Annotated in this window: 11 protein-coding genes; 8 read left to right on the top strand and 3 right to left on the bottom strand. The window is 37.2% G+C overall.

The annotated features are described in order from the left end of the window. Positions 1-32: 32 nt before the first annotated feature. The 8 genes from porG to EQG61_RS00940 all read left to right on the top strand — a co-directional run bounded on the left by porG (position 33) and on the right by EQG61_RS00940 (position 8,265). Positions 33-713, top strand: a complete 681-nt coding sequence (gene porG / locus EQG61_RS00905) for a type IX secretion system protein PorG (protein ID WP_129459992.1) — start codon at positions 33-35, stop codon at positions 711-713. Positions 714-716: 3 nt separating this feature from the next. Next, the gene (locus tag EQG61_RS00910) at positions 717-1,469 is read left to right on the top strand and encodes an isoprenyl transferase (protein ID WP_129459993.1); all 753 of its coding nucleotides are present in this window, start codon (positions 717-719) and stop codon (positions 1,467-1,469) included. Next, positions 1,390-4,110: a BamA/OMP85 family outer membrane protein gene (locus EQG61_RS00915; protein WP_129459994.1), complete on the top strand. Its 2,721-nt coding sequence runs from the start codon at positions 1,390-1,392 to the stop codon at positions 4,108-4,110. The genes EQG61_RS00910 and EQG61_RS00915 overlap by 80 nt, the downstream gene beginning before the upstream one ends. A 34-nt stretch (positions 4,111-4,144) precedes the next feature. Beyond that, a complete protein-coding gene (locus tag EQG61_RS00920; protein ID WP_129459995.1) occupies positions 4,145-5,155 on the top strand; it encodes an OmpH family outer membrane protein in 1,011 nt (336 codons plus the stop codon). A 33-nt stretch (positions 5,156-5,188) separates the two neighbouring features. Then, entirely contained in the window at positions 5,189-5,686 is a 498-nt protein-coding gene (locus tag EQG61_RS00925; RefSeq protein WP_129460674.1) for an OmpH family outer membrane protein, read from the top strand. Positions 5,687-5,751: 65 nt separating this feature from the next. After that, positions 5,752-6,531 (top strand): glutamate racemase, encoded by a 780-nt coding sequence (gene murI / locus EQG61_RS00930; protein WP_129459996.1) that lies wholly within the window; start codon positions 5,752-5,754, stop codon positions 6,529-6,531. Positions 6,532-6,590: 59 nt separating this feature from the next. After that, the gene (locus EQG61_RS00935; RefSeq protein WP_129459997.1) at positions 6,591-7,430 is read left to right on the top strand and encodes a pseudouridine synthase; all 840 of its coding nucleotides are present in this window, start codon (positions 6,591-6,593) and stop codon (positions 7,428-7,430) included. A 4-nt stretch (positions 7,431-7,434) separates the two neighbouring features. Continuing rightward, positions 7,435-8,265, top strand: a complete 831-nt coding sequence (locus tag EQG61_RS00940; RefSeq protein WP_129459998.1) for a mechanosensitive ion channel family protein — start codon at positions 7,435-7,437, stop codon at positions 8,263-8,265. Between the two features lie 3 nt (positions 8,266-8,268). On the opposite strand, the gene tsaB is transcribed toward EQG61_RS00940, so the two are convergent. The 3 genes from tsaB to EQG61_RS00955 are packed head-to-tail and all read right to left on the bottom strand — an operon-like array spanning position 8,269 to position 11,617. Continuing rightward, positions 8,269-8,928, bottom strand: a complete 660-nt coding sequence (gene tsaB, locus EQG61_RS00945) for a tRNA (adenosine(37)-N6)-threonylcarbamoyltransferase complex dimerization subunit type 1 TsaB (RefSeq protein ID WP_129459999.1) — start codon at positions 8,926-8,928, stop codon at positions 8,269-8,271. After that, on the bottom strand, positions 8,928-10,235 hold the full coding sequence (locus EQG61_RS00950; RefSeq protein WP_129460000.1) for an efflux RND transporter periplasmic adaptor subunit: 1,308 nt from the start codon (positions 10,233-10,235) through the stop codon (positions 8,928-8,930). Before EQG61_RS00950 ends, tsaB begins: the two co-directional genes overlap by 1 nt. Positions 10,236-10,240: 5 nt before the next feature. Next, a complete protein-coding gene (locus EQG61_RS00955; protein WP_129460001.1) occupies positions 10,241-11,617 on the bottom strand; it encodes a TolC family protein in 1,377 nt (458 codons plus the stop codon). Between the last annotated feature and the right edge of the window lie 73 nt (positions 11,618-11,690).

Here is an 11,690-nt window from a genome sequence, read left to right on the forward strand (position 1 = left end):
AATTATTATATTTGCACGCTATTTTTCATTTAATGAAACGATTATTTTTAGCGGTATTATTTTTAGCTTTAAGCAACGTATCTGCACAAATTCACGAAATTGGCGTTTTTGTTGGTGGAGCTAATTATATCGGAGATGTTGGAAAAACCAATTATATAGATCCTCATGAGCTTTCATTTGGTTTATTATATAAATGGAACAAAAGCACACGTCATTCCTACAGAATTTCTTTCTTGCAAGGAAGATTAACCGCCAATGATTTCGATTCAGAGGTGACCGGTAGATCGCGTCGGGGCTATAATTTCACCAATACGGTTCGTGAAATTACCGCGGGTTTGGAGTTTAATTTCTTCGAATTTGACTTACATCAAATGGATCGACAATTCACTCCTTATGTGTTTACGGGGCTAACCTACACCAACTATGATGAGTTGTATGTTATCAACGGGAGAACAAAAGTTGACATCAATTCGGGAACTTTTGGAATACCCATGATTGTAGGATTTAAAGGAAATATAGCAACGAATTGGATTCTGGGGTTTGAAGTCGGTGCACGATACACCTTCACTGATAATTTAGATGGAAGTAATCCAAAAAATAGCAATTTGCAAAGTTTGCAATTTGGAAATTTAACAAGCAATGATTGGTATGTGTTTTCGGGTTTAACCTTGACATATACCTTTGGAAATAAACCCTGCTTTTGTGCAGATTAAACTATGAGTTTATTAAATAACCTAAACCAAAACAATCTTCCGAAACACATCGCCATCATTATGGATGGCAATGGTCGTTGGGCAAAACAACAAGGAATGTTGCGCACGTTTGGTCATGAACGAGGAACACGCTCCGTAAAAACTACGGTAGAGACTTGTGCACGTTTAGGTATTGAAAACTTAACCCTTTACGCCTTTTCAACTGAAAATTGGAACCGACCCAAATTGGAAGTAGAAACATTAATGAAACTCTTAGTAAAATCATTAAAAGGCGAATTAAAAACACTTCAAGAAAACAACATCCGACTTAGTGCCATTGGAAATTTAAATTTGCTTCCAAAATCAACTTTTAAAGAGTTGCATGAAGTAATGGATAAAACGAAAAACAACAAAAGAATGACGTTAACTTTGGCGCTGAGTTATGGCTCCAGAGAAGAGTTATTAAATGTTGTTAAAAACATCAGCGACAAAGTTAAAAATAATATAATTTCAATTGATACCCTTGACGAATCCATTATTAATCAACATCTTTACACACACGATTTACCGGACGTTGATTTATTAATTAGAACCAGCGGGGAACATAGAATCAGTAATTTTTTACTCTGGCAAATAGCCTATGCCGAGTTATTTTTCACTGATGTTTTATGGCCCGATTTCACGGAAGAACATTTGTATGAGGCCATTATCAATTACCAAAAAAGAGAACGAAGATTTGGAAAAACCAGCGAACAAGTCAATATACCTAAAACTTAGAATACTCACGTTATTCTGCATTTTTGGGACAGGGATTGGAAACAGTATAGCGCAAGAAACCGAGCGCCTACCTTTTGAAAAAGGGAAAAAGTACATCTTAGGAAAAGTTAATGTGACTGGAAAAATCAGTTACAATGAAATGACTGTAGTCACTTTTGCTGGTTTGGAAAAAGGTCAAGAAATTACCGTACCCAGTGAGCAAATCAGTAATGCCATCAAAAAACTTGGAAAATTAGGTCTCTTCAGCGACATCGATTTTTATGTCCAAGAAGTTCGCGGTGATACCATTGACTTGGAATTGAGCATTGTTGAATTGCCAAAATTAAACGATGTTAAAATTAATGGGGTCAAAAAAAATAAGATTGAAGATTTGATCAAAGAAAATTCGTTAACAAAAGGGAAAATTGTGAACGAAAATTTGATTACAACCACACGAAATTATTTAGAGAGCAAATACCGTAAAGAGGGCTATTACAATACCAAAGTAACGGTTAAAACAATTCCTACAGACACCACTTCCAATCAAGTGAATATGGTGGTCAACATTAATAAGGGAGAAAAAATAAAGATTGCGAGTATCACATTTGATGGCAATGAAAAATTCTCAGATGCCAAGTTGCGAAAAGCGATGAAAAACACAAAACAAAAAAATCCGATTCGTGTTTTCAAAGCTTCAAAATTTATTCAAAGTAAATACAACGAAGACCTTACCAAAATCGTTGAAAAGTACAAAGAAAAGGGATATCGTGATGCGCGTATTGTATCTGACACAATTTGGCTAAATGAAAAGAAGCAAAAATTAGCTTTAAAAATCAAAGTTGAAGAAGGAAGAAAATATTACTTTGGCAACATCAAATTCTTAGGGAATTCAGTATATTCCGATCAAGTACTTTCTAGTTTATTAAGTATTAAAAAAGGTGATACCTACAATGGTGTTCTTTTGGAAAAAAGAATCGCGGATAAATCAAAACCTGATGGCGAAGACATTACCAATTTATACCAAAACAATGGATATCTTTTTTCACAAATCAATGCTGTAGAGGTTAAAACGGAAAAGGATTCGATTGACTTTGAAATTCGCGTCATTGAAGGTCCAGTTGCCTATTTTAATAAAATTACTGTGGTAGGTAATGACAAAACTAATGATAAAGTTATTTATCGTGAGTTACGTACAAAACCGGGTGAAAAATACAGTAAAGAAGATTTGGTTCGAACCGTGCGTGAGATCGGACAATTGGGCTTCTTTGATCCTGAAGCTATCGATCCTAAATTCAAAAATGTGGACCCAACCGCGGGTACGGTAGATATTGAATACAATTTAGTTGAAAAAGGATCCAGTCAAATTGAACTCCAAGGTGGTTATGGCGGTGGCGGATTCATTGGAACTCTTGGTCTTTCCTTCAACAATTTTTCAATTAAGAATATTTTCAAAAAAGAAGCCTACAAACCTCTTCCCATGGGCGATGGTCAGAAATTGGCTTTGCGTTTACAAGCAAGTACTTTCTTTAGAACGTATAGCTTCTCTTTCTCAGAACCTTGGTTTGGTGGAAAAAAACCGGTGAGTTTCTCAGCATCGATTTCACAAAGTAAGCAATATTTATATTCAGGCTCCTACAGCAGTATTGACAAATCGCGAAGTTTTGATATTACATCGGCATCTATTGGTTTGGCGAAACGCTTAACTATTCCTGATGATTATTTTGTGCTTTCTGGCAACCTGAGTTTTCAATATTACAACTTAAACAACTACAATACTGGCTTGTTTAAATTTGGTAATGGTAGTTCGAGAAACTTTGGAATTAGTGTTGGCTTAACGCGCAACAACAAAGCGATTAACCCAATCTATCCTACACGTGGCGCAGAATTCAGTTTAACAACTAAATTCTCTCCTCCTTATTCCTTAATTAACGGAATAGATTATAATGCCTTAAAAAATCAAGCCGATTATAAATTAAAATATACAACTTCATTACCGGTCAACCCAAATCCTGATCCAGGAGTAAATCCACCTCAAGTAGGAGATTATGTGAAATTGGTGAACGGTTATTATGAAAAAGTAGATAATTATCAAGATGCTGATTTAGACCAAGCTAAGTACGATCAAAAACGTTACAATTGGTTAGAATACTATAAAGTGAAATTCCGTGCGGATGCTTATACGCGTCTACAAGGCAATTTAGTTCTGAGAAGTTTGACTGAATTTGGTTTCTTGGGCGCTTACAACTCGGCACGTGACGTAGTTCCTTTTGAACGTTTCTATGTAGGTGGAGATGGTTTGGCTAACTTCTCATTAGATGGCCGAGAAATGATTCAATTACGCGGTTATCCTAATCAATCTTTATCTTCGGTTAATGGTGGAACGATCTACAATAAATTCACGTTAGAACTTCGTTATCCAATTACTTTAAAAGCTGCGGCATCGATTTATGCCTTAACCTTTTTAGAAGCTGGAGCGTCTTATGACAATTTTAAGAACTATAATCCGTTCTTATTACAGCGTTCTGCCGGATTTGGTGTTCGAGTGTTCATGCCTGCCTTTGGATTATTGGGTATTGACTTTGCAAATGGATTTGATTACATCCCTGGAACAACACAAAAAGGGGGTTGGCAAACGCATTTTATTATTGGACAACAATTTTAGTATATTTGCTTAGGCATTACCAATTTTAAGGTTTATGAAAAAACAGCTGACATTACTTTTTTTACTGCTATTATCTACCGCTACTGCTGTAATGGCACAATCTAGAGGAATTAAAATCGGATATATCGATATGGAATATATCTTAGATAAAGTTCCGGCCTATGCTGAAGCTAAAAACCAATTGGATCAAAAAGCAGAAAAATGGAAGCAGGAAATTGAAACCAAGAAAAATGATATTGCTAAATTAAAAGAAGCATTAAAAACGGAACGTGTTCTTTTAACCAAAGAATTGATTGAAGAACGCGAAGAAGAAATTGCCTTTCAAGAAAAAGAACTCATCGATTACCAACAAAAGCGATTTGGACCCAACGGTGATTTGGTAGTACAAAAAGCAACATTGGTAAAACCGATACAAGATCAAGTTTTCAATGCAGTTCAGGATTTAGCTGAAGCCCGTAAATTTGATTATGTTTTTGACAAATCTTCAGATATTACCATTTTATTTGCAGCAAAAAAACACGACTTGAGTGACCGTGTCATTAGCGTACTAACGCGTGCTGAAAGACGTCAACAAATGTCCAAAAAACAAATAAAAGAGGAAGAAGAAAAAGAACGAAAAGAAGATATGATTGCTGACAATCCGGAAATGTCGGAGCGTCAAAAGCAAATGGAAGAGCGCAAAGCAGCTCGTTTAAAACTAATTGAAGAGAAAAAACAAGCCGCGGAAGATCGTAAAAAAGCGGCCGATGAAAAACGCAAACAACAATTAGAAGAAAAGAACAATAAAAAAACTGGCACAGTTTCTGATACTGCAAAAACAACTACTGCTGACAAACCTTCGGCAACAGATAAAAAAGAAGAAGATAAAGCGAAAGTAGAAGAAACAAAAGCTGCTCGAGAAGAGGCCAAAAACAAATCGTTAGAAGAGCGTAAAAAACAAATTGAAGATCGCAAAAAAGCTGCTGATGAGAAAAGAAAGCAACAATTAGAGGCTCGAGAAGCTGCTAAAAAAGCTAAAGATAGTATTCGAACCAGCAAACCTTAAAATAAATTGAAACACTAAATTAAATTCGAAATGATGAAAATTTTCAAAAATGCCATTTTAGCCGTTGTTGCCGTATTGGGTATGCAAACTGCCAATGCACAAGCAAAAACTGCACATGTTGATGTAAATGATATTACGACTAAAATGCCTGCGATGATTGAGGCAAGAAAACAATTGGAAAAACTTACTGAAAACTACAGTAAAGAGTACAAAACTTTGGTTGAAGAATATCAAGCAAAAGGGAAAAAATATGAAGCAGAAGCGGCTACTGTTTCTGACGCTGTAAACCAAACCCGTCAACAAGAAATGCAAGATATGGGTAAACGTATCAGTGATTTCCAAGAAAATGCTCAAACGGATATCCAGAAAAAAGAAGGTGATTTGATGAAACCTTTGGTAGAAAAAATCAAAGCTTCTATTGCTAAAGTAGGAAAAGCAAAAGGATATCAATATGTTATGGATGTTTCTAGCTTATTATTAGCGGATGGTCCAGATATCACTGTAGATGTAAAAAAAGATTTAGGTTTTTAATAAAACCCTTACCACATAAAAAATGCCTGTAGCCCATTGTTACAGGCATTTTTTTATCTTTGTATATGCACAACAATCAACCTATCGGACTTTTTGATTCAGGCATTGGAGGCACTTCCATTTGGAAGGCAATTCATCAATTAATGCCCAATGAAGCAACGCTCTTTTTAGCGGATAGTTTGAACGCACCGTATGGCATAAAATCGAAAGATGAGATTATTGCCCTAAGTTGTAAAAACACAGAATATTTACTGAATCTGAATTGCAAAATTATTGTTGTAGCCTGCAATACCGCTACCACAAATGCAATCAAAGAACTTCGTTCAAAATACGAGGTTCCTTTTATTGGTATAGAACCGGCTATAAAACCGGCCGCGCTACATTCGCAAACCCAAAAAATTGGAATATTAGCCACAAAAGGAACCATAAACAGCACCTTATTCCATAACAGTTTACAACAATACCAAAATGTAACCTTTGTCGAACAAATCGGTCATGGCTTGGTGGAATTGATTGAAAATGGTCAAATAAACAGTCCTGAAATGTTCGACCTACTCAATTCCTACCTCCAACCCATGATTGCCTCAGATATCGATTATTTGGTATTGGGCTGTAGTCATTATCCCTATTTGATTCCTCAAATTAAAAAAATTCTTCCACCCCATATTACCATTATTGATTCCGGTGAAGCCGTGGCACGACAAACGCAAAAAGTATTGCAAGAAACTTGTGGCTTACATGATTTAACTACGCCAGCAGAACAAATTTTCTATACCAACAGTCAATCGGAAGTGCTGCAAAGTTTTGTTGGCCCAAACTATAGTGTATTCCCGAAAAAATTTTGATTACCTAGTTCACTCGTGCTTTATTATAAAAGGGTTATCTTTGCCAAAAATTAAGGCAAATGAATCGTTCTAACTCCAATCGTTCGGGCAAAAAACCCAATTATACTCCCAAACCTCAAGGGACAAAAAAGCCCTTCAAAAAAACTTCTGCACCAAAGAAAACTGAAAAACCGGTTGTGAAAGAAAATCCAGACGAAATTCGTTTGAATCGATACATTGCCAATTCAGGCATTTGTTCCCGACGTGATGCCGATATTTATATTCGTTCTGGAAATGTAAAAGTAAATGGAGAAGTCATCATAGAAATGGGATTCAAAGTAAAACCCGGCGATGTTGTCAACTTTGATGGTACGGAAATTACGCCAGGAAAAAAAGAATATTATTTACTCAATAAACCCAAAAACTTCACCACATCAGGGGAAGATAGTGGCAGTGCACACAATGTTTTGGAACTTTTAAAAAGTGCCACACGCACAAAATTACAGCCGATTGGTCGTATGGACAAATCCACTACAGGATTGTTAATCTTAACTAACGACACGGATTTAATTTTAAAATTTTCAAAACCCCAACAAAAGTCTACCAAAATCTATCAGGTTTCCTTAGATCGCAATTTAAAGTTTGAAGACTTAGAAAGCATCGCCGCAGGAGTTACCCTAGATGGACACCGTATTTATGCAGATGAAGTGAGTTATATCGAAAACCAACCTAAAACTGAAATTGGTATTCAATTGCGTACCGCCAATGTAAAAGTGGTGCGTGCCATATTCGAACATTTTAAATACGATGTACTAAAAGTAGACCGGGTTTCGTTTGCCGGACTCACCAAAAAGAACTTACCGCGTGGATTCTTCCGTCATTTGACTGATCAAGAAATCATTAACTTAAAAAATATCTAAGATTATGTTGGCAGCAGAGGAAAAGTATGTGACTTCTGTTAAAGATTACTCGATTGAATTTTACAACGTAATTATCGATTACGTTCCCCGTTTAGTTTCTGCATTTGTCATTCTTTTAATCGGACTCTATGCTATCCGTTTTATTTCACGAATGGCGAAGAAGATTATGGAGAAAAAAGAAGTGGAACGCACGCTCGCTGAATTTTTGTCCAGTAGTTTGTTGTGGAGTTTGCGGGCCTTACTCTTTGTAACTTTTATCTCCAAACTGGGCATAGAAACCACCTCATTTGTAGCCATATTAGGAGCTGCAGGTTTGGCTATTGGGATGTCATTACAAGGGTCGCTTTCTAATTTTGCAGGCGGTGTTTTGATTATTATTTTCAAACCTTTCCGAGTGGGTGACACGATTGAAGCACAAGGCGCTATTGGAACCGTTACTGATATTCAAATTTTTGTCACCAAATTAGTTTCTGGAAATAATCAAACCATTCTTATTCCGAATGGTATTCTTTCTAACGGCATTATTACCAATTATTCGGTTGCGGGAAAACGCAGAGCCGATTTGATGTTTTCGCTTTCCTATGACACCGATATCAAAGCCGCTAAAACGATTGTACTCGAAGTAATGAACAATCATCCCAATGTATTGAAAACCCCGGCTCCTGAAGTATTGGTGCGCGATTTAACCGACAGCGCGATTCATTTGGCCATTCGTCCGTGGAGCAAAAATGAAGATTTTGGAAAAGTGTCTTCGGATATTTTAGAACAATGTAAAACGGCTTTTGACGAAAAAGGAATCACCATTCAACCGTTTGTTCGGGATGTTTCCAAATAAATCTTATTTGGTAATCATAAAATCTTTCAAATAAAAAGGCTCAAAATAAGCGACATCAACAAATTGGTTCTTCTTGAACTGCTTCTCTGCTAAATTGGCCATTACTTTTGCTGAAGGAAATTGTACGCTTTCTAAGAATTGAAAACGCACATCCGTAAGTACTGTTTTTGCCTTTTCAGCACTATCGCCTACAAAATAAATTGGACCTGAATAATCTCCAAAACTTTCATCAGTAAGTATTTCTGCTTCCACGCCCCTAACCTCTTCATGAGCAGCATTATATACAGCGGCATAAACTTCCATTCGGCGCGCATCTATCATGGGAATGATAAGGCCACTTTCAACAGAAACTGCATGAGCCAAAACCGCTAAAGTATCCACTGCTAGCATCGGTTTTTGCAAGGCATAACAAAGACCCTTTGCTGCAGAAACTCCAATGCGTAAACCCGTGTAAGAACCCGGACCTTTACTCACTGCAGTGGCCTCTAATTCGGTCAAAGCAACTCCGGCTTCTTGCATCACTTCTTCTATAAAAACGTGCAATTTTTCGGCATGCGTATAGCCTTGTTCCGCGATTTCTCGGTAAGCCAAAACTTGACCGTCGCGAGCCACTGCTACCGAACAATTGCGGGTTGCCGTTTCTATATTTAGAATAAGTGCCATTACTTTTTCTCCTTCGTTGTCGCCTTAACTTTTATTTTATCTCCTGAATTCAAATCTTTGGAAACGGTGTTATAAGGGCCAATGATAATCTCATCTCCTTTTCTCAAGCCCGAAATAATTTCAATGTTTGTATCGTCTTGAATCCCTGTTTTCACCACGCGAATTTGCGCTTTATCTTTGACTTTTACAAAAACACACTCAAACTTTTTATCGCTTTTGGATTTTACTTTTTGCGCCGTCTCTCCTTCTTCTTCATCATCGTTTTCCATAGGTACTGAAGCTGTAGCTGTTGTATCCGATTTTACCAAAACCGCACTGATAGGCACTCCGATTACTTTTTCTTTCCGGGTCGTGATAATATCTACTGTTGCCGTCATTCCTGGGCGAAATGGCGAATAAGTAGCCGGTTTTCCTTCCAATAAATCTTGGTAGGATTCTTTTAAAATACGCACTTTCACTTTGAAATTGGTCACCTGATCGGCTGTAGTACTCGTTGTAGCAGAATTTGAAATACTGGTCACGATGCCTTTAAATTCTTTTTTCAAATAAGCATCCACCTGAATATTTGTTTCGTCACCGATATTAATTTTCACAATATCATTTTCGTTCACATCGACTTCCACTTCCATATTGTTGAGATTGGCCACGCGCAACAACTCCGTTCCCGCCATTTGTTGGGTTCCTAAAATCTTTTCGCCCAACTCTACATTCAACACCGAAATCGTACCGTCAGCGGGTGCATAGATGATTGTTCGACCCAAATTATCTTTCGCCTCAACTACTGAAGCGTTGGCACTTTGTACATTATAATACGCCGATTGCTTATTGGCTTTAGCCACTTCAAAATTAGCAATCGCTTTATCCCAATCTGCTTTGGAGATAATGCCTTTTTCGTACAAGGTTTTATTGCGTTCAAAATTCGCTTGTGCCTCCTTAAAGGAAGCATCGGCTTGGGTAAGACCTGCCTTTGTACCTGCATAATTGGAAACGGTGCGGTTCAATCCAGAAGTATAAATATCCGGGTTGATTTTCACCAACAAATCCCCTTTTTTCACCACTTGCCCTTCTTTTACAGGCAATTGAATAATTTCTCCCGATACTTGAGAAGAAACTTTTACCTCAATTTCTGGCTGAATTTTTCCGGTGGCCGAAACGGTTTCTACAATAGTGATTTCGTCAGCTTTGGCAATTTCAACTTCTTTGCTGTTATCGCGTTCGCCAAAAACTCCCATTTTGGATAATCCAACTAATCCTACGATAACAATGATAAGAATACCAATTATCCATTTTAATTTTCCTTTTTCCATGCTAATTATAATTTGTCCACGATGGGAATTCCGAAATAAAATTCAACTACTTTAACTTTAAAAATATAATCGTATTTGGTGCGAATCACTTCAGATTGCGCGTTGGTGTACAAGGTTTGGGCCTGACTCAAATCAAAGCTATTCATCATGCCGACTTTGAACTTTTCTTGGGCATATTCAAATGCATTTTTACGGGCTTCCAAAGCGGTTTGCGCCGATTCGTAAGCGTTCAATGCCCCTTTGGCATCGGTAATGGCCGTAAACACATTGCGTTCCAAATCCAATTCGGCTTGCTTTTGTGCAATTTTGGAACGCTCCAAGGCAATTTTGGAACGTGCCACGGCATTTGAAGTCGAAAATCCATTTAAGATGGGAATGGACAATTGTAAGCCGAAGTTATGTCCTTTGTTATCACTAAATTGGTCAAATAAAGATTTGGGACCTGTTAGTATATAATTTCCATTAGCATCAATTCCAACAATGCGATCGGAATAACTCGCCCGTGTACCAAAACCATAAAATCCGGTAATTGAAGGTTGATAAGCCCCTTTTGCAACTTTTAAATCTTTTTCAGCCGCTTCTAAATTGGTGCGCGCAATTTTCAATTCAACTCGTTCTTGCTTCGCTTTGGCTACAATTGTTTCGGGAGATTCCGAGAGTGTCGGACTCATACTTGGCGTATAATTCGCGTCAGCGGTATCAAAATTTTTAAAATCATCCAATTGAAGCAGTTGGGCTAAACTTAATTTGGATAAAAACAAGGTATTCTCAGCCGCAATTACTTTTTGACGATCGGCAGCTACTGTGGCTTGGGCATCCAATAAATCACCCCGCGCAATTGAACCGGCTTTTACCAATTCTTCAGTTTTGGCTAATTGCCGTTCGTCATTGGCCAATTGATCTTTTTGAACTTTTACATTTTCTTTATTGAAAAGAACTTGCAAATAGGCATTAGCTACGTTTAATCCAATATCATCTTTCATTTTCGCTAATTGATACTGCGAAGAAAGAATGGTCAAATTGGAACGACGTAAACGATTCACATTTTGTAATCCATTATAAATAGTTACATTGGAATTCAATCCTGCCGAGGTATATTGCGTGGTTTGGTTTTCCAACAAACCCGTCGTAATGTTTTGGTTCAAACCGATATTCCAAGAGTGAGAAGCATTGGCATTGATATTGGGCAAAAAATTTCCCAAGGCATCTTTTTTAGAGATCTGACTCGATTGCAAATCCAGTTCGGATTGCTTGATTGAAATGTTGTTTTTCAGCGCGTAATCGACGCATTCACGCAAGGTCCAAGGTTTGCTTTGACCCCAACTACTTATTGAGAGCAATAAAACTCCTAAAAAGCCAAATTTAAATTGCTTATTTTTCATATTGAATCCCTTCTACAAAAGTAATACAAAGGAAAGTAGTCTGGCTAAATCCCTAAGAATTTTGATTGCTTAT

It is taken from the genome of Flavobacterium stagni (genome assembly GCF_004122105.1).
GTDB lineage: Bacteria > Bacteroidota > Bacteroidia > Flavobacteriales > Flavobacteriaceae > Flavobacterium > Flavobacterium stagni.

What these genes read in the sequence shown, in the direction of transcription:
- porG (WP_129459992.1), top strand. Translation starts at nt 33, where the DNA reads ATGAAACGATTATTTTTAGCGGTATTATTTTTAGCTTTAAGCAACGTA.
- EQG61_RS00910 (WP_129459993.1), top strand. Translation starts at nt 717, where the DNA reads ATGAGTTTATTAAATAACCTAAACCAAAACAATCTTCCGAAACACATC.
- EQG61_RS00915 (WP_129459994.1), top strand. Translation starts at nt 1,390, where the DNA reads ATGAGGCCATTATCAATTACCAAAAAAGAGAACGAAGATTTGGAAAAA.
- EQG61_RS00920 (WP_129459995.1), top strand. Translation starts at nt 4,145, where the DNA reads ATGAAAAAACAGCTGACATTACTTTTTTTACTGCTATTATCTACCGCT.
- EQG61_RS00925 (WP_129460674.1), top strand. Translation starts at nt 5,189, where the DNA reads ATGAAAATTTTCAAAAATGCCATTTTAGCCGTTGTTGCCGTATTGGGT.
- murI (WP_129459996.1), top strand. Translation starts at nt 5,752, where the DNA reads ATGCACAACAATCAACCTATCGGACTTTTTGATTCAGGCATTGGAGGC.
- EQG61_RS00935 (WP_129459997.1), top strand. Translation starts at nt 6,591, where the DNA reads ATGAATCGTTCTAACTCCAATCGTTCGGGCAAAAAACCCAATTATACT.
- EQG61_RS00940 (WP_129459998.1), top strand. Translation starts at nt 7,435, where the DNA reads ATGTTGGCAGCAGAGGAAAAGTATGTGACTTCTGTTAAAGATTACTCG.
- tsaB (WP_129459999.1), bottom strand. Translation starts at nt 8,928, where the DNA reads ATGGCACTTATTCTAAATATAGAAACGGCAACCCGCAATTGTTCGGTA.
- EQG61_RS00950 (WP_129460000.1), bottom strand. Translation starts at nt 10,235, where the DNA reads ATGGAAAAAGGAAAATTAAAATGGATAATTGGTATTCTTATCATTGTT.
- EQG61_RS00955 (WP_129460001.1), bottom strand. Translation starts at nt 11,617, where the DNA reads ATGAAAAATAAGCAATTTAAATTTGGCTTTTTAGGAGTTTTATTGCTC.